Raw genomic sequence first — 23,700 nt, 5'->3', positions numbered from 1 at the left:
ATTTTAAAACGATAATGGCGGATTTAAAGCGTATCTTACTTTCAAATGTATTTTGGAAATTTAGATTCGGACTCTCACAAGATGATCAAGGTGAAGATCCAGGAATTACTGAAAAATGGTATGAAACAGGAATTCCTTATGATTCTCGTCGTTTGAAAGTATATGTGCCATCTACTTGGTCCTATTATCAAAACCGTAGAAATTTTTACCATTTTGGTACTGGATGGTACGAAACCTCCTTCTTCTTACCTTTACGGTGGGGTTCAGGAAATGGTAAAAAAATAACCTTAGTTTTTAATGGATCTAATTATAAAACTACTGTATGGCTGAATGGACAAAAAGTTGGCTTTCATGAAGGAGGTTATACTAAATTTTGGTTTGAAATTAACAATTTTGTTAAATTTGGAAAAGAAAATTTATTAGTTATCCAAGTAGATAATCGTTATGCTCCAAATAGAATACCATGGGGAAAAAACCCTCCATGGATGAATTACGGTGGTATTTACCGACAAGTTTATTTGAAACAAACCTCCAAAATTTGTATTGACGATATTAAAATTACTAACAAAATAGAGTTTGATCGACCTGTAGGACAAGGATATCAAAAATGCCAAGTAAACCTTAATATTCGTTTTTCTATCAAAGATTATCGAGAATATTCTAAACCATTCAAAGGAAGCGTTTTAGTTACTGTTAACGACAATTTTAATCAAATCACTCATGAAGTTCCAATTCGAATGAATGAAAAAGAAATTCAATTTATTAATACGACTATTCCTTTGGAAACGCCTACATTATGGTCACCAGAAAATCCTTATCTGTATGATATTACTTTTCAATTAATTGAAGAAAAGAATCGAATGGAAATTGATAGGGAAAATATACGTTGGGGTATCCGAGATTTTTATGTCAATGAGCATAATTTTTATTTGAATAATTCTAAGATTGTTTTATGTGGAATAAATCGATTTGACGATCACCCAGATGTTGGCTCATCACTGAACCCTCGATTAATTTATAACGATCTTAATATTCTAAAAGATGCAAATATAAATTGTATTCGCACAACATATTTTCCTCCCCATGAATCGTTATTGGAATTGGCAGATGAAATGGGATTTTTAGTTTTGGAGCAAATTCCTGTTTGGGGATTTTCAAGAGATGATTATACTAAGGATTATCTCACCAATGCACAGAAACAATTATGGGAAATGATCCATCGAGATAAAAATCATTGTTCCATTATTACTTGGTTAGTTTCAAGTGATTGTGAGACTCATACCGAAGAAGGAAGAAAATTCATGCAAGAATTATTGTCACTCTCTCGTGAATTAGATCCTTTTCGTACACATTCCTTAGTATCCAAAAATCCATTAGAAGATAAAACATTTGATTTAGTAGATTTTATTTGTACACGAACTGATTCTGGTTGGTATAGTCATTATAACACTTCACCAAGTGAATCTGCAAAATTTATTGATCAAGTTTGGGAATCAATTAAGCAACAACATCAGGAAAGAAAATTAAAACCATTAGTTCTATTGGAATTCGGTGCTGAAGCTATTGTTGGTAATAAATCATTTGCAAATGCACATTGGAGTGAAAATTTCCAGTATGATCTTTTGCGCGCTTATATTTCAGAAATAATTAGTAAAAAATACATTGCAGGTGCTTGCATTGGTCATTTTCAAGACTTTAGACTTAGTCCTTACAGCGGTTTTCGGGACAAACCACAAGAATTGAACAATAAGGGGATTGTAGATGTGCATCGTCAACCAAAAATTAGTTTTTATATAGTCCAACGATTATATCAAAAATGGGCAGATGCTGTAAAAAATAATCAATAAAAGGGATTCAGATCTGAAAATCTTTCTCCTTTATTTCTCTTTTTCTGATATTATTTTATATCTTTCATTCGATTATTGGAACTTGGAATAAATCCCAAATTTGATTACTCTCGTTATTTATTTTTTCGATAATCTTAGCGAAAGTAATATGCTTTTCTTCAAATTCAATTATCTTTTGGCGAATTGAATCAAGATTATCTTGAATTTCTTGATAATTTAAAGGAAGATCACTAAAAATACGGTTGATTGAAATTAATAAATCTCGAGATTGCTTTTTCTTCACATTTTGGTTAATCGCACTTGCTAAAATTTGAATAAGATAACTACTATACATATGAGCCTTCATTTTTTGCACTTCTTTCATTATAAATTCTTTAATGCCTTGAAATTCATATCTACCTGTATCCATAAATAATCGGATTTCTCGAAGGTAATGTGTTTCAAATTCATGAATTATACTCCGTGTCAAAACATCTAATTCATAATATGTCTTTAAATCGAGATTCGTGAGATTCTTTAACAATAAAGTCCCATGAACATGTTCTCCTAAACACATTCGAATTTCGCAATTTCCTCGCAAAACACGAAATAAATTATCTGAAGATAGCCCCAATTCATCAAAAAACAAATTTGAAGCAGATAAGAATCCAGACATTAGCTGAATATCGATAGCTGGCTCTTCTTCTGGGGCAGAAAGATTGATATAGAAAAAAGTAAAGCTATCATAATGAATGAATATTTCGATCTCTCCATTTAGCATCTTATAGCAATAATGGAAAAGTATTCCTTTAAACCTATTTTCTCTTTTTCTTTTTTATTTCTCAAACCAAAATTTTTTTAAATATGCTTGACTTACCTACGTGAATCATAGGTTATTTTATCTAACTTTTACCTTATAGTTATTAACGAGTTTCACAAATAACGTTTAATTATAATTGCGAGATGGTCGTAATGCCACGAAAATCAAAAAACGAAAAGATTGCTGAAAATGAGGAAAATTTTGAACAAGTTAAATATTTGTTAAATATGATAAATGAAGACAATGGAGTCCCACGGAACATTCGCAAAATTGCACAAGAATCTTTGGATTTAATTGATACTATCGATGATAAAGATAATACAGCGATTGTTTGTGCCAGTAATTGTATTTCTTTATTGGAAGACATCGCCCAAGACTTAAATTGTCCGCTTCATAGCCGGACCCAAATATACCAAATTTTAAGTTTATTAGAACAAATCCATGATGTATAAGGTTATTCACAACAAAATAATAAATAGTCCTTTTTTTAATCTTGATTTCTCTTAAATTCTCTTGATTTCCATTGGTGCGAATAAGTTTCCCTTTTTAATACTCATATCCTGGTGAATGGAAAAATCCTTCATCTGGTCTTTTCTTATCATCTTCATCTAATAACTCATTACGTCGTGTAGCAGCAGAATCATTTCCAACATCAGCTTCAATATTGACAGCCTTCATTATTTTCTTGTAATACTTTCGTCCTTGATGTAGGTAATAAATATTTTTCAAGTCTCGAAGGGAAATATATCCCCAGAAAGAGAATGGAAGTAAGAAAAAGAGGAAACCAAGCCATTGAAAGTTAAAAAGTGAAAAAAGATAAGTTGTAAGAAAATAAATTGAAGTAATTAAACTAATAATAAAAAGTATCAATCGTCGTTTTGAATTTCGTTCATATGTATTATTTTCTAATGAATTATAACATGAGCAACAAATAACAGGCATGGTTACTCCAAATTTCTCCTTATAGTAAAGACTCATTAAAATTGAAAAGAGACGATCGATTTTTGCACCGCAAAGTTGACATCTTATTCGCAGAGAATTGCGATCTTGTTCTATTTTGTCAATTTCTGACTTGGGAAAATAACAATCATCATTATGATAATGCTCACAGTGGTTGCAATGGAGCATTTTCTCAAATTCATGCGGAAATCGTTTTTTAAGATTTGATTCAATTATTTTATTATAATCGGTCTGTTGGGTACAATATGGAATTCCATCATCATCAATAGTCCATTCAGGATAAATAATGGAATCATTATCATCTTTAATAGATATATCGATTTCATTTTCTAAATCTTCTTTTCTTAAAATATTATCCTTATAATGGACTATTTTTTTCCCCCCAACTTATAATATTTATAAAATTGCGAATTTTTCTAACTAAAATAAAGAATTCTCTTATAAATAAACTTGTCCTTATATTTTTAAAAAGGATTAAAAATTTCAAAAAAAGAAAAAATTTTGCGCAGTTAATTCAACCAGATTTTACAATCCATCCGATGCATCCAAACTTTTTGATGCACCATCATCTTTTGGTTGAAGTGGTGCATTGATGAGATTTTAGTAAGTCAAAGAGAGAAATTTATACATTCCTCTTTTCTCCATATCTATAGTGGCTTTTTCTACCAAGGATTTCATTTCTTTATCCAAATAGACTGGAAATGGAGCATCTAAAAGAGGATATGGAATAAAATCCGCTTTCCCCCAATGAAGTTCCGTATTTGAATGAAAGGGATATTCTTGAATTTTCACTTTGACGTTTCTTTGAATGCCTCATCAGCCTTTAGAACGCGCGTAGTAAACCAACAGTGTTGGATTATTATAATTATTTTTGCGACGTTCAAGAAATTCTCTTGCTTGCTTAGATATTTTCATATTAAACATCCATTTTAATCTTAAGATGCGATCGTATTTGAAGATTTAGGTCTAAAAACGCTTGAATTATTGTAGTTTTAATCAGAATTTGAAATTCTCGTTTTTGATGCTCATTATAATGAAAAATCTATAATTTTTAGCAATACTTACCACTTAATATCTTTATATAACAAGATGAGAAATCTGGTTCTCATTTTGAAAGATCTTAAAATAATATGAATGAAGTAAAATAAAAAAAAGGATATTTATTCAAATAAAATAAAGATAATTTTTATTCTATCTAATCAATGAACCATTAGGAATTCCATTTTCAGGGCGAATTAGCGTAGTCCCTTTCTTTTTAAGATCCACGGCTAAGAGCATTCCATGAGAAGTAATTCCTCTAATCTTTTTAGGTGCTAAATTGGAAAGAACAATAATTTGGGTTCCAATTAATTCTTCAGCTTTGTAGGTTTTTCCAATACCTGCAACTATTGTTCGAAGAGATTCTTCACCTAAATCAACTTGAAGTTTTATTAAATGAGATGTATCAGGAACTTTTTCAGCCTCAACAATCGTGCCTGTTCGAAGATCTAATTTGGAAAAATCTTTATAATCAATTACAGGTTTTGCTGAAGAAGACTCCTTATTTTCCGAAGAAGGTTGAATTCCATGAATTATATCTAATTTAGTTTGTAATTCTTTAATATCCAATTTTTGAAATAATGGTTTTGCTGGTGGAATTGTCCTACCTGCTTCAACTTTTAATTCTGAGGCTGAATCCCAAGAAATAGATTTAATAGATTCTTTACTTCCCAAAGCTTGAAGAATTTTTTCCCCTACGTTAGGAATAAATGGAGAAAGAAGAATTGAGAGTGTACGAACCATTTGAGACGCTAAATAAAAAGTGTGTCCTGCTTTTATTTTATCTTCCTTGATTATTTTCCAAGGTGCTTTATTATTAATATAAACATTACCTACTCTTGCAATTTTAATAATTTCGTTTAGTGCTTCCTTTAAGTGAAAATGTTCTAATAGATATCCTACTTTACTTGGTGCAGATTTGATAGTATCAATTAAAGTCTGATCTTCTTCATCTATATTTTCTGAAGTGGGACCATCCGGGATTTGTGAATCATATCGCTTGGTAATAAAGGATAATGTGCGATGAATGAAGTTTCCAATAATATCGTTAAGCTCAAGAATATCATTTCCAAATTGACTCCATAAAAAGTTAGAATCTTGTTTTTCAGGTCGATTTCTGAGTAAAGAATAGCGCCAATATTCGACTGGGGCAATTTCAAGTGCTTCATTTATCCAAATTCCAACTTTACGTGATTTTGAAAACTTCTGATTTTCATAATTCAAGAATTCAGTGGAAGAGACATTAAATGGCATTGTAAATTGCTTTTCTGGAGGTAAATCTTTGTTATATGCTACTAACAATCCTGGAAAGATAATTAAATGGAAAATAATATTGTCTTTTCCAATAAAATAAACAGAACGTGTGTCTGGATCATGCCAAAATTTATCGAACAATTTAGAATCTTTTTTAATTTCTTCCGCCCATTCTTTTACTGCCGATATATAACCTAATACTGCCTCAAACCAAACGTAGATGCTTTTATCTTTAGCATCTTTAAAGGGTGCAGGAATTCCCCATTCTAAATCGCGTGTAATTGCTCGGCTTGGTAACCCTTCTTTTAGAAAGTTTAAAGACATTGTACGCGCATTAGCAGGAATATATTTGTTATTTTCAACAAATTTACGAATTCCATTTTCACATTTATTAAAATCTAAATACCAATGCGTGGTTTCACGTTTTATTGGTGTCTTCTGGCAATGTTTGCATTTGGGATTAATTAAATCTTCAGGTTCCAGAAGTTTTCCACAAGCATCGCATTGATCACCTCGAGCGTATTCAGAACCACAGTGTGGGCATATTCCAACAACGAATCTATCAGGTAAATAAAGTTTATCATATTCGCAATAGAATACTTCTTGCGTCTTTGTTGAGACGAATCCATTCTTTTCTACTTGTCGATAAAAATCTTGAGTAAACTTAATATGGATGGGGTTATGTGTCTGAGTGTAATTATCATATGAAATTTGCCATTTTTCAAAAAGATCTTTAATAAGTTGATGATTTTTTTGTGACAGTTTTTCAGGTGTAGTTTTCTGTTCTATTGCGGAAACTGCCACAGGTGTTCCATGCACATCAGAACCTGAAACAAAAACCACATCATCTCCTTTCAAGCGACAATAACGGGCAAAAACATCACTGGAAAGAACTGAACCAATTAAATTTCCAAGATGTGGGATTGCATTAACATAAGGCCAGGCTGATGTGATGACCCATTTGCGTTTCTTAGTCATATCACTAAATATTGAAGCGCCATTTTCAAATTTTTGGGTATTTTATTTTTGCTTAAATTCATTCGGTTCTAATGTTTTTAACCATTCTAAAGTTCGTTTTAAACCTTCTTGATAACTAATCTTTGGAGTCCAACCAAGCATTCTTTCTGCTTTCTCAATAGAAAAATTCAGTCGAGATCCCAAGTTTTTTACAGTATAGGTTGTTAATAAAGGCCTGGTTTTCTTTTTCGTTAATTTCCACCACCATTCCATTAATTTCGCAATAGTTATTGCGAGAAAATAAGGAATTTGAGTTTTTGGAGGTTTGACTCCTAAGCCTTCAGCTAAATCTGTACATAACTGTTGAAAAGTTATCATTTCCCCATCATGGCATAAAAAACCTTCTCCTATGGCTTTTGGATTTGAACTTAAAATTATTAGAAGATCTATGAGATTGTCAATATAAGTAGGCCAAGTATGTGCATTTTTTCGCCAAAACATCATCTCTTTCTTGATGATTGCATCTGCAGTTAATGGAATAAAAGTCTGATCTCCTTTTCCATAAACCCAGCAAGCATACACCATAGTTACAGGTAATTGATACTCGTGGTAATATTTCCAAGCTATTTTTTCAGCTTCAATTTTAGTATCTGGATAAAGTTCACCCCATTTTTTTAAAGGAAAAGTTTCATCAATAAGAACATCTTCAATTGGTCCAAATACATCATTAGTGCTTATATATACAAATCTTTGAATTTTTGCATTTATTGCAACTTTGCATAAATTTTCCATCCCTTGAATGTTTACAGATTCAAATAATTCACGCGGTGCCCAATCTGTGACAACTCCTGCACAGTGAAATATAATATCTACTCCGATACAAGCACGTTCTAGTGATTCATAATCTGTCATATCTCCAATTACAATTTCTACACCCATAGTCTCAAGTTCTTTATATTTAGGATTGGAGCTTCTAACCAATGCACGGACGTGGTATCTATTTTGCAAATTTCTTTTAACTAAATGTGAACCAATAAAACCTGTGGCTCCGGTGATTAAAATAACTTGGGGTTCACTCATGGTTGAAGTTGAGAAATGAAATTTAAAAAATTTCTGATTTGAATAATTGAGTGTAGATTAGTTTTATTTAAAATCCAAATCCTTTAAGTGCGAATAAGTTTTGCACTATATCTTCTTTATTAATTTGATATAGGCTTGATTAAATTTGATTCTCTCAAAAAAATTAAATTATTTTTCTTCCACAATTTTCGCATATTTTTGATTTTTTATACATTTTTTCCAAACATGTTATGTGATAATGGGCATTACAATGAGAGCATCTAAAAATTGTTATTTTCTTTTCGTTTTTATTAATTAACGGTCTATTACAATATGCACAATCAAGAGATTCAATTTGAGGGGGAATTTCTTTAACCTTAATCATTTTTACAACAAATTTTGCCTTATCATCTGCAGAAACCAAAAATTTACGGCTACGAATACCTTTTAAGACATACATCGGGACTTTTAGAAGAGTATAACAATATGGGCATCTGAATAGATTTGCACCTTCGTCTGTTTTATCCGTCCATGTTCCTGCACATGATAAATGCATCGGAATTCCACAATGAGGACAAAATCTTCCAGAAATCTTAATGGCTTTATGAGTAATGGGAGATTTTTTTGAAAAACAAATTTGACAGCGGAGCATACTTAATGGATCTTTCATTTGTATCATTTCATCGTTTGTTGGTTTTCGCAAATCTTGAGCAATCTCCATCAATGAATCACTGGTATTAGAATTTGATTGTGGTTTGAGATGCGCCTCTTTTAACATATCTTTTTGTTTTGCATAGGAGATTATTTTTTCATAATATTCTTTTTTTGAGGTAATGATATTTATTTGTCCATTAAGTTTTTCCATGAAGCGGGAGAAATTTATTTTATTTGATGGATTTTCTCTTTTTTTTGAAGTAAAAATAAATAAATCAACATATATATTTAAACCTTCAATAATTTTTATCAGTTTTTCCATTTCAACAGTCATTTGAATTTCTTTTAACCCTGTTATAATTATTATCCTGCTTTTTTGACCACCGATTATTTGAATTTGTGACCTGATAGAATCTACTGCATGCTCAAGCGCAAAATAAAGTTCTTCTCCATTTCCTTCTGGATTGTGGGTTTTTAAGAATTTTTGGGACATTAATTGCTTAAGAATGGCTTGTGAATCACGACTTAACTGTGCTAAAATTTGTGTCTTGTTACTAAATAAGTATATACTTAAAAATTCCTTTGGAAAGAACTTGAACTTCATTTGAATGAATTTTTGAACACCTTTCAGTGCAACTTGAAATCTTGTTGGTCGGAAATCATTTTCTTTCATATTTTCAGTACAATCTACCAAAAGAATCCAATTTGTAATCATTTCATTCATGAATCCGTTCCGACCTTCAACAAATATTGATTGATGTTAAAAATATTAAAAATACCCACGTAAAAATTTGCTGGTAAAGGTATCTTTTTAATGAATATTTCTGATAGATTATTCATTAAAATTAAATACTTTTTTGAGTATTAAATTGTTATGCGGAAGCATACTAATTGTAAGATAAAAATTGTTATTTGTTTGCTAATTCTCGCTGTAAACATTGGATACTTTAATCATTTGGTGATAACAAATGATTCAAATGTTTTTGTTAGTCAAAAATCATCTGTAAATTTAGCAGATTTATCAACCTTGGATGATTTTAAAGAATCAAACGAGTTATCCATGTTACGCAATGTAAAAACAAATAATATTAAATATGACTTTAATGGTGATAATTTTAATCAATTATCTAATTATTCCATTTGGTTTAGAGTTCATGAATCGACTTCACAAGTCGAGGGAATTATGAATATATCGTATTACAATGCAGATCCTGTATCATTTTCAGCAATTCCTTTCCATCTTTTTGTTTTAGGTATGGAATATGATGCAAGACCAGGAAATATCCAAATTATTTCTGTAAGAAACAATTCTATTAATAAGGAATTATTGAATCATACAGTAAATACAGAAAAACAGATTCTTTGGGTAAATTTAACAAATCCACTTGAACCAAGTTCAAAACAATCATTTTCGATACATTTTATCATAACTTTACCAGATGGAGGTATAGATCGTAGCAGTGATTCTGGTTCTGATTTGGACCAATCTCGAATCTTTAAATTTGCAGTAGCTTATCCAATGCCTTGTGTGTGGGATGAAAAGGACGGGTGGAATCTAGATCCATATTTAGATATTGGCGATCCTATGTATACAGATATGGGTTGGTACAATTTTGCAGTTCAAGTTCCGAATGGTTTCATTGTCGCTGGCACTGGAGCAATAACTTCAGAAAATAATAATGGAAGTGAAAAAGTATTTTATTATGATCCAATGCTTCCAGTTCGTGAAATTACATTTTCTGCTTCCCGTTATTTTCAGACAGAAAGTGAAATTTATAACGGAATTAATATTACAACTTATTTTCTTCCAAAAGATGCTTATTTATGGGAAAATAATGCGATAGAAACAGCAGTTGGTGCAATACGTTTGTATTCTACAAGTGTCGGAGCCTATCCATATCCAACTTTCAATGTTGTTGAAGAGTATACTCATTACGGAGGTATGGAACACCCATTACAAGTATATATAACAGAATCAGCAAATCTTTATTATAATCCTGTTAGGGTTCTAAAACTTATTATCGCACATGAAACTGCTCACCAGTGGTTTTATCATTTGGTAGGTAATGATCAAATTGATGCTGGCTACCTAGATGAACAATGGGCTTGTTGGTTGGAAGATTTTTATATGAATAGTATTTATCCTAATGAAGGTTACCTTCATTTTGCAAGTGAAGTCCAAAAAACAAGAATATATAATTTTCTTAATGATTATAACACTTCAGGAAGAATAAACCAATCTATTTATTCATCAGGAGATACATATTGGGATTTAGCTTACAGTAAAGCTCCGATAATATTAGAGAAATTACGCCAATATTTAGGGAACACTACTTTTTTCCTTGGTGTTCAAAAGTATTTTCAAGATAATTGCTTTAAATTTGCTTGGTTAAGCGACATGAAGTTAGCTTTTGAATCAGTTGCTGGAAAAGATTTGAGTTGGTTCTTTAATCAATGGTATAATAATGATTTTCTTCCGAATTATCAATTATCAAATGTAATTTATGACAAAAATACTAATCTTCTCAATTTTACCGTATCTGATTCAAATCAAGAACGAAATCCATATGCATATGCACAAAACATATCATTAGGGTTTTTTGTTTCAACAGGTGAAATTATCTCTTCAATACCTATCTTTGTAAATGGTACTTCAAATTTCTCATTATCATTTCAAGGTACTATTGAAAAATTAGGTTTTGATTATGGTGAACTTGGATTGGCTGAACAAGTTGATGGAGAACAGTTTAAAATTTTCAATTCTCTCACAATCCAAACTATCGAGCCAGAAGATTCAGATGATGATTCTTCAACAGATGATGATTCTTCAACAGATAATACTGCGGCAAATAAAACGATAATTCCAGGTTATTCTTCAATATTTTTATCTGTTTCAATAGTTTTAGGACTAATAATTCTTAGAAAACGTTTAAAACCTCAATAAAATATTTTTTTCTGAATTTTTTTTTAATATTAAATATTATCTAAAATATTCTTAGTAATCACAACATAGAATATTTTTAAAAAAGGGAGATTATTATCCCATATTGCTTTTTATACTCATTCTCTTTTATATTATTGATTCACATGAGTCGAACTATTCATAAATATATTACTGCTCTGAGTCTACTGGCTTTATTTGTTTTTTCCATTCAACCCATTTCCATTTCAGCAGCCTCAGATAAAAATATCAGCATTCAAAATGATTACATTGCTTTGAAAATTACAGGTGGCCAAAATGTACCACAGTATTCTTTTTGGGCTGTAAACAATAATGACACAAAATATCAAGTAAAATTCAACAGATTATTCGAAGTTATTGATGAAAATGATAATGGTGTATATGATAAAGGAATAGATAGTATGGTTCCACGTTCAAATGAAGCGCTACCATCTTTCACCTGGGATTTTTCAGACATTGTAGATGAAAATGGAATAATAAAATTCAATATTACAAGCGTTAACGGGGAATTCACGATCCAATTCCGAAATTACCTCGATTCAAGTAAAGCGGAGTTAAAATTTGATATAATTATTGATAATTATAACTTTGTAAATGATGAGCCAAATGTGTTATTAGTTTTGGGATTTCATTTAATGGCAGATAAAGAACCTGTAGTTTTAGCACAAAATACTGTTAAATTCGGATCTGATGGTTATTTTGGTAGTGCTCCAAGTGCCACTATTGTTAACTCTTCTTCTTCAAATTCGACTAGCAATATTCCTGAGACAACCATTCCAAATGTTGCAAATACAATAGATGATAATTCTACTTCAGAAAAGACTACGATTGAGGTAAAAATGAGTGAAGCGGATGAAGAAGGTAATCCTATGGCATTTTTGGCATTTGAACATTTTAATGGTCAGTTAGAATATGATCCAACAATAGGCTTAGCAGATGATAATACCAATTCTGAATTATTATCAGTTCCTGGATATCCCATGTTAGGTTTTACTTTGATTGTGTTAACTGGTGTCTTTTTCTTAATAATAAAGAAATTCAAAAGATCGTAATTATAAAAACGATGGCTTTTTTTATTATTTTTTTCAACTCTTTTCAACTCTTTTTCTTTTTCTTTTTAGTAAATCAATCATGTCAACACACAAGAACTTGTTTTAAGAAAAATTTTTATTCTGAATAATTAAATATATGTATGGAACAATCACCTCAAAACATTTCGACAAATCAATCCCTAAATGCTAAAAAACAATCGAAAAATACCATACCGTTGAAATTAAATCTTGGTTTTTCGATCGGAGAAATTCCTGATATGATTGCTTACCAAGGATTTTCATTTCTTATTTTTACTTTCTATTCAGTAGTAATTCAGCTAGATATATCAAAAATAACTGTTGTTTTTATAATTTGGTCTATTATAAATGCATTTAATGATCCTATCTTAGGTGCATTATCAGATAAAACCAGAACAACAAAATTAACCGGTGGAAGGCGGCGACCTTGGATAGTTTCAATGATTTTACCTTTACCTCTGGTAATGGTATTTTTATTTACCCCAATTCAGACTACTCCAATTGTAACTGCAATTTATATGGCAATGATAATGATTCTTTTTGATACATTTTATACGACATATTCGCTTAATCATACATCACTCTATCCTGAAATGTTTCAAACAAATTCTGCACGTGAACAAGTTGGTTTTACTCGTAGAACAATAATGATTGTTGGATTGTTAATTGCTTTTGTTCTTCCAGGAGTTATAATTGATAATTTAGTAGGAACTGATCAAACCACTAAAAATCAATATATACTATGTGGAGCTGTATTTGGTATTTTAATATTTATTTTCATGCTAATTCATATTAAATATGGAATAAAAGAGCCCAAATTAGAAGAGATGAAATTACGGCAGACTTTTTCTTTAAAAGAATCGCTTAAATACACTTTAACAAATAAAGATTTCTTATTAATTGTATTCTGCTCTACTATGAATTGGTATGTATTTGGACTTATTCCAATGATATTACCTATCTATGCAAGTGCAAATTTCCAATTGGATCAAAGTTCTTTTGACACCAGTTTACTTTTAATTGTAGCTTTTTTATCATCAATTCCTGGTGTCTTTTTCTGGTCTAAAATGGACAGTAAATTTGGAAGTAGGAAAGCGTTCATGTTCTCTCATCTATTGTGGATCTTGTCATTTATTCCTCTATTATTCATCCAATCTTATCCACTTTGTTTAGTAAACATGTTTTTCATTGGTTTGGGATTAGGTGGTGCTCCATATTTTATTGATCGAAATATTTCAAATATTGCAGATCAAGATGAATTATTCACAAAACAGCGCCGAGAAGCATCTTTTTATGGTGTTCATGCAATATTCATTCGATTAGCAGGTATTTTACAAATTTTAAGTATTAATATCATTTTTTCATATAATGGGTGGGAGCAAGTATCATTAGATAATCCAACATATGAGCAGAAACTGGGATTACGATTATTGATGTCTATTTTCCCTGCAATTGCGTTATTAATCGGCCTATTTTTCTTATGGAAATTTCCTCTAACTAAGGAGAAAGTAAAAGAAAATCAAGAACAAAGAAAAACTCTAAAAATTGGAAATTAAAAGAAATCAAATGGAGATTAGGAAGAATGGTTGATAAAATTAAAATAGGAATAATAGGATTAGGTCGCATCAGTTCCCTTCATTTAGAAGCTTATCGTGAGAAATATGGTCTAAATGCAGAATTGGTTGCAATTTGTGATAAAAACAAAAAAAGATTAAAAAAAATCTCCAATGAATTTAATATTCCCGAAGAAAAATGTTATACTGATTTTGAAGATTTGTTAAAATTAAATCAAGTAGATGCTGTAGAAATTCTTTTACCTCATAATCTTCATGAAAAGGTAACAATAGCAGCAGCAAAAGCTAGAAAACACATTTCACTCCAAAAAGTTCCTGCCATGACATTAAGTCAAATGGATCATATGACAAATGTTGCGCGAGAAAACAAGATTAAATTTCGTGTATTTGAAAATTTTCGATTTCATGAACCTTATATGAAAGCAATGAAAATGATTAATGATGGTATAATTGGAGAAACGACTCGTATAGATTACCGAATGTACGCTGGTTATCAAACATTGGGTGGATGGGAAGTTCCTATAAAATCAAATTTGTGGAGATTAACTGAGAAAGCAAATTATAAATCACCCACAATTTTTGATGATGGTTATCATAAGCATTCTGTTATCTCTTGGATGCTTAAAGAACCAATTGAATCAATAATAGCATGGGTTGGAAAATATCAAATAAAGTTAGGCGGTCTTCCTACACCAATTTTCTGGGACAGCCCATCGAATATAACTTATATTTGCAAAAATAAATCTCATTATGCAACTTGGAGTCAAAATGTTCAAGATTTTTTCCCAATGCACACAGATTATTATAATTGCGATGAATATATGGACATAATTGGCGAAAAAGGGGCAATATTCATACCAGGATGCACAGGAAGCTGGTTTAAAGCATGTGAAGCTGGTCCTGGAAAAGAAGGTGTTCATTGGTGTACTGAAGATGGAAAATGGCATAGTGATACATCTATGAATTCAAATTGGCAACAGTCTTTTATTAATTGTTCCCAACATTTTATTGAAAGTATTCGTGAAGATAAAACTCCACAATTAACACCTGAAGATGCACGATATATACTCCAAATTGCTTTAGCAGCTGTAAAATCCAGCAGAGAACATTATAGGGAAGTAAAATTGAAAGAAATTGAAGATGGAATTTAATTATATGATAGAAGCAAAGAAAATGATTATTATTTAATTTGAATTGAATTAGCTAATTATTTACAAAATAATTAGAAGATTATCTGTTAGTGTAGATTAGTTCATATCACTTTTTGAATTTAGCAATATTGCTCCAAATTTAGCACTCGACACAATTTTTGGATATATTGATAGAAAACCTTTGTCAATCTTTAAAGGAGGGCGTTTCCATTTCATTTTTCTCTTTTTTAATTCTTGTTCTGAAATCATTATATCCAATTTTCTGTTTGGAATGTCAATTTTGATTTGATCACCATTTTCAACTAAAGCAATAGGTCCTCCTACATAAGCTTCAGGACAAACATGGCCAATACATGGCCCACGACTTGCACCACTATATCTACCATCTGTAATCATAGCCACCGAATCTCCTAATCCCATTCCAATTAACAATGCTGCTGGAATTGACATCTCTCTCATACCTGGTGATCCCTTAGGACCTTCATAAATTATGACTAAAACATCTCCAGGATTGACACTTTTTGATAATAACGCTTCTTGTACTTCTTCTTCTGAATGAAAAACTTTTGCTGGACCAATGTGTTTTAGCATCTTAGGATGAACACCACTTTCTTTAACAATACAACCATCTGGTGCAAGATTTCCCTTTAACACAGCAATTCCACCATGACTTGAAAGTGGTTTATTAAGAGAAGTAATTAATGGAGGTAGTGGTGCATGAGTATAATTTAGTATATTATCTTTAAGTGAAGTACCGAGAATTGAAAGACACTCAAGATGAAGTAAAGGAGATAATTCTTTTAAAATCGACAAAATTCCACCAGATTCATGAAATTTAGTTAAAGTTAGAGATGATGAAGGTTTTAGTTTTATTAATAATGGGGTTTCATCTGAAATTTTACCTATTATAAAATGATCCCAATTAAGACTAATTTCATTTGCAAATGCTAAGCTATGAAGCACCATGTTAGAAGAACCACCAATTGCTAAAGCCATCCGAATTGCATTTTCAAGAGCTTTTTCATTAACAATTTTAGTTATTGTAATTTGCTTTTTTATCAAATCCATTATTATATTTCCAATTTTTGAAGTTAATATTAACTGTTCTTGGCTTAATGCTGTAGTTAGCGCAGAATTTGGGAGTGATAGACCCATTGTTTCAATCATACATGCCATAGTATTTGCTGTTCCCATCATATTACAAGCTCCAACAGAACATGTATTTTCAATAATTAAATTAAGATCATTTTCATTTAAATCGCCTACATTCCATCTACCTATTGCTTCTTTGATATCAGAGGTAACAAATTCGCCAATTTCAGGGATGACACAAGGCTTCATAATACCTCCTGTAAAAAAGACTGTTGGTAAATCACATCTGATTGCTCCCATTAACATACCTGGTATAATCTTATCACATGATGCAATACAAACTAAACCATCAAAATTTTGTGCTTTTACTTGAGCTTCAAGAGATGCAGCTATCAATTCTCGCGAAGGTAAGACATATTTACTATGATTTCCATTATTGGCAATTCCATCACAAATGGCTATCGTATTAAATTGCATAGGAGTTCCACCTGCTTTTTTAATTGAAGTGGTGATTAAATTCCCAATTTTTTGTAAATGTACATGGCCAGGATTCATTGTATTATATGAATTAGCAATTGCAATTAGTGGTTTTTTTAGATCTGAAGGAGAATATCCACATCCATGATATAATGCTCGTTTATATGCATTTTCAGGTATTAATTTGATAGGCATTTTAATTTTCGCCAAAATTCTTTACTAAAGAGTAGTGATTCAACTTATTAGTAATAAAATTAAAATAATAAATGCTAGCTTATTTTGGAGATGAGTTATTTGAGCAAGAATCCAATAAAATCGCCATCAATATTAGATAAAGAATCAATAATGGAAAATAAAAAAAAAAATAATAATATTATAAAAACCGGTGGAGAATTAATTGTTGAGTATTTAATAAAAGAAGGTGTTCCCTATGTCTTTGGAATTCCAGGTCATGGATCCTTAGGTCTTACGGATGCATTTTATAAATACAAAGAAGAAATTCAAGTAATCCAACCAAAACAAGAAATGGCAGGTGTTCATATGGCTGTTGGATATTATCGAGTGAGTAGGAAACCTTTAGCTGTATTCACAAGCATTGGCCCTGGTGGAATTAATACAGCTATTGGATTAGCAGATGCATTCGTTGATTCTATGCCTGTATTAGTAATCACTGGTGATACTCATGTTCATATGCGTGGAGTAGGTGTTCTGCAAGAAATTGAACGAAAAAAAGACAGTAATTTTCCTAAAATTTTAGAACCTATTGTTAAACGGCAGTTTGAGTTAGCCCATGTGAATCAGATTCCTAAAGTGATGCAACGTGCATTTAATTTTATGATGATGGGGCGTCGTGGTCCTGTGCATATAGATCTTCCAATGGATATTCAATGTGCACCATGTAATCTACAATTACCAGAACCAACTAAACGTAGAACTATAGCTCGTCAACGAGGCGATCCCCATTTAATTAAAGAAGCGGCTTCAATGTTGATGAAAGCAAAAAGACCTGTTTTATGGATTGGAGGAGGTGTTGTTTCTTCTGAAGCATATAATGAAGTTAAATTACTGGCAGAATTCATTGGAATGCCCGTTTTGGCTTCAATGATGGCTCAAGATGCATTCCCTAACGATCATCCCTTATTTGCTTATTCAACAGGCTCAAAAGGAACAAAGTGCGGAATCCAAATTTCTCGCTCTGCTGACGTCGTTTTAGCTCTTGGAACGCGATTTGCAGATGAATCGACTTGCTCTTACAAAAAAGGAGTTGCTTGGAATTTTGGTCCAAATGAAGATGATACACGACTTATTCAAGTAGATATAGATCCACATGAAATTGGGAAGAATTATCCTGTTGATATAGGAATTCTTGGTGATATTAAAGCTGTTGTTGCAGAATTACTTATATACTTGAAGAATAACTTTATAAGGAAAGATTACGAAAAAACGGAATATTTTGCTGAACTTCAAAAATATCGAGATGAATGGAAACATTTTCTCAACGAATGGGCAAAACCAGATATTGAACCTGTTATGATTTCTTGTGTATTGAAAGAATTGCGCGCCTTTCTCAATAGGGATGCTATTGTAGTTACTTCTTCTGGAAATGTTCAAGCCCAGATAATCCAAGAATTTGAATTTTACGAACCCCACACAAATATTACTGCAGGTGGCTTTTCTACCATGGGTTTTTCTTTACCTGCTGCTATTGGTGCCAAATTAGCCGCACCTACCAAACAAGTAATCGCTTTAGTGGGTGATGGTGATTTTATGATGACAATGCAAGAATTACATACAATAAAACAACTGAACTTAAAAATTGTAATTGTTATTTTGAATAATTCAGGGTGGATGGCAATCACTGATTTACAACGTGCAGTATACGGTATGGATAGATCTTATGCTACTGAATTCCATGATCAAGATGGAAATATATATACTCCAAATTTTGCAAATATTGCTGAAGGATTTCACATCTGGAGCACTCGAATTTCAAAAAATTCTCAAATTAAATCTGCTTTATCACAAGCATTTGAACAAAAAGGTCCAGCAATCATTGAAATAATTGTGAATAGGGATCCAGAATATAGTGGAAGCCCTGCTTGGGGTTGGTGGGATGTACCTATTCCAGCTTATTTAAATGATAAGCGAGAAAAATATAAAAAAGAAATTCTTGAAGAATCGTTGAATTAAAATTAACTGTAATAAATTCATTTTTTTCATAATTTTCTTCATATTTTATAAGAAATCAAATTAAAAGGAAATAAATATTATCAGATATCATTTTCTATTCGACTAAAATGAAAAGGATAAAAATTACAATAAAAGAAAAAAAAATTAAAAATTAAAATCCTAACAATGATCTCTTGGAAAGTTTTACTATTTAGATTATTTTTGATATGATTTCCAAGTTTCTTCTAAATCAGGTCTGCGAATTGTTTCTTTGATATATTCGGCATATTCTTCGCCAGTTACACCTGTATCTCGACCAGTAATCTTCTTTTTACGCTCAAATTGAGCACAAATATCTAAAGCCATTTCTAATTTCTTAGCTTTTTGTACAAAACCAATGTGGTTTAATAATAATGCTGTTGCTTTAATGATACTTGAAGGGTCTGCATATTTTTCTCGACCTTCTTTAATCATTTTCAATGCAGAACCATGAATGGCTTCAAACATTGCGTATCGTTTTCCAATATTTGCGCTACCTGCTGTTCCAACACCCCCTTGAATTTGACCACCTTCATCAGTAATTATATCACCATAGAGATTTGGAGCAACAAATACTCGAAATTGACTCTGACGGGCAGGATCAATCAATTTTGCAGTGGCAATGTCTATATACCAGTCGTCCCATTCAACTTGTGGGTAGTCTTTAGCAATTCTTTCAGCCATATCTAAGAATTTTCCATCGGTTGCTTTAACAACATTTGCTTTGGTTATGACAGAAACTTTATTTATATTATTTTTTGCTGCATAATCAAATGCTAAACGGATGATTCGCTCTGCTCCTGGAGAGGTGATTACTTTAAAGTCAATGGCTAAATCTTCATTAACATTTACACCTTTTGAACCTAAAACGTAGGCACCTTCAGTATTTTCCCGGAAGAACATCCAATCAATATTCTTTTCAGGTACTTTTACAGGGCGCACATTTGCAAATAAATCTAAAGCACGACGCATGGCAACATTTGCACTTTCAATGTTTGGCCAAGGGCTTCCTTTCCATGGAGTTGTTGTTGGACCTTTTAAGATTACATGACATTTCTTAATTTCTTCCAAGACATCATCCGGAATAGCTTTCATTACTTTTGCTCGATTTTCAATGGTTAAACCTTCAATCTTGCGGATTTCTACTTTTCCATTTTTGATTTCTTCATCAAGCAGGAATTTTAGAATTTCAGAAGCGTGAGCTGTAATTGCAGGACCAATTCCATCTCCACCACAAACACCAATAATAATTGGTTTTAATTTAGAATAATCGATCCAATCTCCTTCTTCTTTCATTCGCTTTACTCGTGCAATTTGATCTCGGACCAATTCTTCGAAATGTTTCACAGCATTTTGAATTTCTTCTTCAGACATATTTTATCACAGTTTTTTTACTGATTGAAAAAAAAAAGTTTGTTAATAAAAAAAGAAAAATAATAGAGAAATTTATTCCTATTCCCTGTAGAATAAAATTTCATCCCAAGGTTGTCTATATAATCGGGTTCGAAGGCGTTTTTGGTCAAATATATGTCCCATCATACCTATTGATCTACCCAATACAAACAACCCATTTAATGCTTCACTATTAAGTATATCTTGCTTTTCTTCTTCAGTAAATCCAAGATTCTCTAATAAATCGAGGAAACAGATACCAATGCATCCATCTACATTTAAAATTAAATTATTTCGTTTTGAAGTAGTTAATTTCTCGACTTCTAAAGCATAATCTAAATATGGATGAGTTGGAAAATTAGAATTTACAAATTTCTTGAGTAATTGAACTCGAACATCAGGATTTTGAACAGATTTAATCCGATGGCCAATTCCAGGAATATTTTTCTTCTCAACTTTCTTCATATAATTTATGAATTCCATGGGTGTCATGCCTTTATCTTTAGCCATTTTGAAGTATTTTGCACCATCACTAATTGCACCACCAAATCGCGGTCCAATTGTTAGAATTCCAGCAGCTAAAGAAGACATTAAATCTTTTCCTGCACGGGCAGTAACAATTGCATTATGAGCTCCAGAAACTGCAGGTCCATGATCCGCTGTGAGTTTAATTACCATTTCAATATATTCTTGAGCATATTCAGGTAATTCTTTTTTAAACCAAAGCATTCCAATGATGTATCCGAGGGATTTCTTTTCAGTTATGATTTTATCTAATCCTTTACCATTATACAGTGGGACATCTCCTCGATCATCTGTAATCGTACAGACCATGTCTGTTGGACGTCTTACCAATCCTTCCTTTACAGCTTGAGCAAAATCCATTGGAATTTTTGGAGGTTCAAATTCTATGACAGGATCAATTTTTCCTTCTGATTTTAATTTTTCAAATGTTTCACGAATTTTATCTCCTAAAGTATCATATGTATCAGGAACAATCGCTCCAGCAGCTTTAAGTGCTGAATTTTTTGCATCAGCAGTTTCTTTATCACTACCAGCCATTGCACCAGCATGACCAAATTGAAGTCCTTTGGGTAAGATTTTTGCAGCAGTTCCAGTTACCCAGATAATTAAAGGTTTTGTTATTTTACCTTCTTTTAAGGCATCAACAATTTTATATTCATCTGTACCACCAATTTCTCCCAAACAGACAAGCATTTTGATTTTTGGGTTACGTTCATAACGTAACAGATGATCAATTAAAGAAGCGCCAGGATAACGATCTCCACCAATGGCAATACTTTCATAAATTCCATCAGAATTCTGAGAAATCATAAAATTCATTTCATTACTCATACCACCAGATTTTGAAACAAATCCTACTGATCCTGGGCGATACAATTTAGAAAGAATTACATTTTCAATTGTACCTGCAGTATTTCCAATTCTAAAAGCACCAGCTCGAATTCCTCCCACAGTAGCAGGACCAATTATCCATTTGCCCCGTTCTCGAGCAATTTTACCTAAAATTCGACTTTGTCTTTCAGGAATTCCTTCAGCAATGATAGCAATAGTTTTGATCGAATCGAGTTCTAAAGCTTCTTTGCTAGTTTCAAATGCAGATCTGAATGAAGCAAAGTTAACAACTACACTTGCATTGGGATGTTTTTGTGCGGCTAAAGAAAGATCTTTATAAACAGGTATGATAATTTCATGTGTGCCAAAGAAAACTTTGTGATATGCAATATAATCAGTCTGAGTGGGACGAATAACTGCTGCCACACTTGGAGTTTTCCGTTTGCAAACATAATCAAAATCAATCATTCGCTGGATTGCACGAGTTTGAAATCCATAGACAATTGCTTGAGTATTCTCATTAAATAATTCGTAGTCTTCCATTTTAATTTCCTCCTTTCAACGCAATCGGCACTATCCGTGTCAATGGTGTATATCGATCATATACTTCAATTGGTATGTCTAATTCTTTTCCAATATCTTTCATCATTTGTAAGCCTTCTTTTTCATAAGGACCGCCTCGACGAACGTAAATTTTAACATTTGCTTTTTTCAAAGCATCAACTTTTTTACGAAAAGCATTTACAATTCCAGCAAAAGTGGCTTTAACGTTGGTAAAGTTTGCAATACCACCAGCAATGAAAAGATATTTGGGTTTACCTTCAGGATCTGGATTACGAGTCATTAAATCTATAACTGTTTCAGCATAGATTTCAGTATGCTCTAATGAAGGATTACCAGAATATTCTCCATAATTGCTTAATTCATTTCCGTATCCAAGATCTGCAATAGTATCAGTAAAAATGACAGATGCACCCCCTCCGGAAAGAAGTGTCCAGATATGGCCATTTGGGTTTATTATTCTTAACTTTAAAGAAGCACCTGTTTTTTCATCCAGTTCAGCTATTTTTTGTTCTTCTGGCATCAGTTCTTGTCCAAACCCTCCAGGAAATTCGATAGGGTTTTCTGGATTGCCCCATGTATCTGGATGTAAGAAATAGGCAGTATTATCTAAACGAGATTTCAAATCTAAAGGTACAATTTGTTTATCTTCAGAAATTGCAAATGGATTAATTTCTAAGAATGCAAAATCTTGATCTTGATAAACATGTAATAATCCTCTGATAAATTTCTCAACTAAATTGGATAGATCGCCCAAATCTGGCAATTTCTCTTTAAAATCGAACTTATCTATATCTGCATCAAACGGAACAGGAATATGAGCAACTTTATCCCAATTTTCTTCTACGAAGATTCCTCCTTCAACTGAAAAATGAACTATATCGTGATCTCTATCTGATGTTATTGAAACATAATATTCTGTTTTATGAGGAACAAATGGTTCAACTAATAACCTTTTTAGAACACCTTTTTTACCACGAATTTCAAAAGTTTTTCCGAGTTTTTCGGCTGCAAATTGTTTTAATTGGTCAAAATTTCCATCTAATAACAGCAGATTTGCTTTTCCGCGTTTACCAAACAGTTGATCAGGTTTTGCCACCAATCGATCAGTTTTCAACCAGGGCTGCTTTTCAGCTAGAGCATCAATATCGGTTTCCGGAGTGAGAATTGCTAATTTATTATGAAATTTAAATTCCGGAAAATATTTTGGGAGCTGGCTTGCAATAAGCTTTTTCCCATCATATTCATAAATTGGTTTTTGTGCCATTGTAGGTCTACTTGTTTTATTT

Annotated in this window: 17 protein-coding genes; 7 read left to right on the top strand and 10 right to left on the bottom strand. The window is 31.9% G+C overall.

Annotated features, from left to right (window positions below; all coding sequences use genetic code 11):
* Positions 1-14: 14 nt before the first annotated feature.
* Positions 15-1,847, top strand: a complete 1,833-nt coding sequence (locus ACXLDF_RS05425; protein WP_457557479.1) for a glycoside hydrolase family 2 protein — start codon at positions 15-17, stop codon at positions 1,845-1,847.
* A gap of 64 nt (positions 1,848-1,911) precedes the next feature.
* On the opposite strand, the gene ACXLDF_RS05420 is transcribed toward ACXLDF_RS05425, so the two are convergent.
* Complete coding sequence (locus tag ACXLDF_RS05420; protein ID WP_457557478.1) at positions 1,912-2,607, bottom strand: hypothetical protein; 696 nt, start codon at positions 2,605-2,607, stop codon at positions 1,912-1,914.
* Positions 2,608-2,798: 191 nt separating this feature from the next.
* Between ACXLDF_RS05420 and ACXLDF_RS05415 the strand changes: the two genes are divergently transcribed.
* Positions 2,799-3,098, top strand: a complete 300-nt coding sequence (locus ACXLDF_RS05415; RefSeq protein ID WP_457557477.1) for a stationary phase-response protein — start codon at positions 2,799-2,801, stop codon at positions 3,096-3,098.
* Positions 3,099-3,192: 94 nt separating this feature from the next.
* Here ACXLDF_RS05415 and ACXLDF_RS05410 read toward each other — a convergent pair whose 3' ends face one another.
* From ACXLDF_RS05410 to ACXLDF_RS05390, 5 genes are all read right to left on the bottom strand, one after another.
* Positions 3,193-3,774: a hypothetical protein gene (locus ACXLDF_RS05410; RefSeq protein WP_457557476.1), complete on the bottom strand. Its 582-nt coding sequence runs from the start codon at positions 3,772-3,774 to the stop codon at positions 3,193-3,195.
* A gap of 432 nt (positions 3,775-4,206) precedes the next feature.
* A complete protein-coding gene (locus ACXLDF_RS05405) occupies positions 4,207-4,398 on the bottom strand; it encodes a hypothetical protein (RefSeq protein ID WP_457557475.1) in 192 nt (63 codons plus the stop codon).
* A 399-nt stretch (positions 4,399-4,797) separates the two neighbouring features.
* Positions 4,798-6,876, bottom strand: coding sequence for a methionine--tRNA ligase (metG, locus tag ACXLDF_RS05400; protein ID WP_457557474.1), 2,079 nt, complete (start codon positions 6,874-6,876; stop codon positions 4,798-4,800).
* A 42-nt stretch (positions 6,877-6,918) separates the two neighbouring features.
* Complete coding sequence (locus ACXLDF_RS05395) at positions 6,919-7,935, bottom strand: NAD-dependent epimerase/dehydratase family protein (RefSeq protein WP_457557473.1); 1,017 nt, start codon at positions 7,933-7,935, stop codon at positions 6,919-6,921.
* Between the two features lie 163 nt (positions 7,936-8,098).
* The gene (locus tag ACXLDF_RS05390) at positions 8,099-9,292 is read right to left on the bottom strand and encodes a VWA domain-containing protein (RefSeq protein WP_457557472.1); all 1,194 of its coding nucleotides are present in this window, start codon (positions 9,290-9,292) and stop codon (positions 8,099-8,101) included.
* A 150-nt stretch (positions 9,293-9,442) separates the two neighbouring features.
* On the opposite strand from ACXLDF_RS05390, the gene ACXLDF_RS05385 reads away from it, so the two are divergent.
* The 4 genes from ACXLDF_RS05385 to ACXLDF_RS05370 all read left to right on the top strand — a co-directional run bounded on the left by ACXLDF_RS05385 (position 9,443) and on the right by ACXLDF_RS05370 (position 15,325).
* Positions 9,443-11,512, top strand: coding sequence for a M1 family metallopeptidase (locus ACXLDF_RS05385; protein WP_457557471.1), 2,070 nt, complete (start codon positions 9,443-9,445; stop codon positions 11,510-11,512).
* 143 nt (positions 11,513-11,655) lie between these two features.
* A complete protein-coding gene (locus ACXLDF_RS05380) occupies positions 11,656-12,582 on the top strand; it encodes a hypothetical protein (RefSeq protein WP_457557470.1) in 927 nt (308 codons plus the stop codon).
* Positions 12,583-12,722: 140 nt separating this feature from the next.
* Complete coding sequence (locus ACXLDF_RS05375) at positions 12,723-14,156, top strand: MFS transporter (protein ID WP_457557469.1); 1,434 nt, start codon at positions 12,723-12,725, stop codon at positions 14,154-14,156.
* Positions 14,157-14,182: 26 nt separating this feature from the next.
* Positions 14,183-15,325 (top strand): Gfo/Idh/MocA family protein, encoded by a 1,143-nt coding sequence (locus ACXLDF_RS05370; RefSeq protein WP_457557468.1) that lies wholly within the window; start codon positions 14,183-14,185, stop codon positions 15,323-15,325.
* Between the two features lie 96 nt (positions 15,326-15,421).
* On the opposite strand, the gene ilvD is transcribed toward ACXLDF_RS05370, so the two are convergent.
* Positions 15,422-17,089 (bottom strand): dihydroxy-acid dehydratase, encoded by a 1,668-nt coding sequence (gene ilvD / locus ACXLDF_RS05365; protein ID WP_457557467.1) that lies wholly within the window; start codon positions 17,087-17,089, stop codon positions 15,422-15,424.
* Between the two features lie 99 nt (positions 17,090-17,188).
* On the opposite strand from ilvD, the gene ACXLDF_RS05360 reads away from it, so the two are divergent.
* The gene (locus tag ACXLDF_RS05360; RefSeq protein ID WP_457557466.1) at positions 17,189-19,084 is read left to right on the top strand and encodes a thiamine pyrophosphate-binding protein; all 1,896 of its coding nucleotides are present in this window, start codon (positions 17,189-17,191) and stop codon (positions 19,082-19,084) included.
* A gap of 195 nt (positions 19,085-19,279) precedes the next feature.
* Here the strand turns inward: ACXLDF_RS05360 and ACXLDF_RS05355 are convergent, their stop codons facing one another.
* The 3 genes from ACXLDF_RS05355 to ACXLDF_RS05345 all read right to left on the bottom strand — a co-directional run bounded on the left by ACXLDF_RS05355 (position 19,280) and on the right by ACXLDF_RS05345 (position 23,678).
* Complete coding sequence (locus ACXLDF_RS05355) at positions 19,280-20,476, bottom strand: isocitrate/isopropylmalate family dehydrogenase (RefSeq protein ID WP_457557465.1); 1,197 nt, start codon at positions 20,474-20,476, stop codon at positions 19,280-19,282.
* 78 nt (positions 20,477-20,554) lie between these two features.
* Positions 20,555-22,393 carry a citrate/2-methylcitrate synthase gene (locus ACXLDF_RS05350; protein WP_457557464.1) on the bottom strand — a complete coding sequence of 613 codons (1,839 nt, stop codon included), beginning with the start codon at positions 22,391-22,393 and terminating at the stop codon, positions 20,555-20,557.
* 1 nt (position 22,394) lies between these two features.
* Positions 22,395-23,678, bottom strand: coding sequence for an ATP citrate lyase citrate-binding domain-containing protein (locus ACXLDF_RS05345; protein WP_457557463.1), 1,284 nt, complete (start codon positions 23,676-23,678; stop codon positions 22,395-22,397).
* Positions 23,679-23,700 lie beyond the last annotated feature (22 nt).

The organism is Candidatus Harpocratesius sp. (assembly GCF_054039255.1).
Note: the sequence above shows the minus strand (reverse complement) of the source record. Positions and strands in the feature narration are given on the sequence as shown.

What these genes read in the sequence shown, in the direction of transcription:
- ACXLDF_RS05425 (WP_457557479.1), top strand. Translation starts at nt 15, where the DNA reads ATGGCGGATTTAAAGCGTATCTTACTTTCAAATGTATTTTGGAAATTT.
- ACXLDF_RS05420 (WP_457557478.1), bottom strand. Translation starts at nt 2,607, where the DNA reads ATGCTAAATGGAGAGATCGAAATATTCATTCATTATGATAGCTTTACT.
- ACXLDF_RS05415 (WP_457557477.1), top strand. Translation starts at nt 2,799, where the DNA reads ATGCCACGAAAATCAAAAAACGAAAAGATTGCTGAAAATGAGGAAAAT.
- ACXLDF_RS05410 (WP_457557476.1), bottom strand. Translation starts at nt 3,774, where the DNA reads ATGCTCCATTGCAACCACTGTGAGCATTATCATAATGATGATTGTTAT.
- metG (WP_457557474.1), bottom strand. Translation starts at nt 6,876, where the DNA reads ATGACTAAGAAACGCAAATGGGTCATCACATCAGCCTGGCCTTATGTT.
- ACXLDF_RS05395 (WP_457557473.1), bottom strand. Translation starts at nt 7,935, where the DNA reads ATGAGTGAACCCCAAGTTATTTTAATCACCGGAGCCACAGGTTTTATT.
- ACXLDF_RS05390 (WP_457557472.1), bottom strand. Translation starts at nt 9,292, where the DNA reads ATGAATGAAATGATTACAAATTGGATTCTTTTGGTAGATTGTACTGAA.
- ACXLDF_RS05385 (WP_457557471.1), top strand. Translation starts at nt 9,443, where the DNA reads ATGCGGAAGCATACTAATTGTAAGATAAAAATTGTTATTTGTTTGCTA.
- ACXLDF_RS05380 (WP_457557470.1), top strand. Translation starts at nt 11,656, where the DNA reads ATGAGTCGAACTATTCATAAATATATTACTGCTCTGAGTCTACTGGCT.
- ACXLDF_RS05375 (WP_457557469.1), top strand. Translation starts at nt 12,723, where the DNA reads ATGGAACAATCACCTCAAAACATTTCGACAAATCAATCCCTAAATGCT.
- ACXLDF_RS05370 (WP_457557468.1), top strand. Translation starts at nt 14,183, where the DNA reads ATGGTTGATAAAATTAAAATAGGAATAATAGGATTAGGTCGCATCAGT.
- ilvD (WP_457557467.1), bottom strand. Translation starts at nt 17,089, where the DNA reads ATGCCTATCAAATTAATACCTGAAAATGCATATAAACGAGCATTATAT.
- ACXLDF_RS05355 (WP_457557465.1), bottom strand. Translation starts at nt 20,476, where the DNA reads ATGTCTGAAGAAGAAATTCAAAATGCTGTGAAACATTTCGAAGAATTG.
- ACXLDF_RS05350 (WP_457557464.1), bottom strand. Translation starts at nt 22,393, where the DNA reads ATGGAAGACTACGAATTATTTAATGAGAATACTCAAGCAATTGTCTAT.
- ACXLDF_RS05345 (WP_457557463.1), bottom strand. Translation starts at nt 23,678, where the DNA reads ATGGCACAAAAACCAATTTATGAATATGATGGGAAAAAGCTTATTGCA.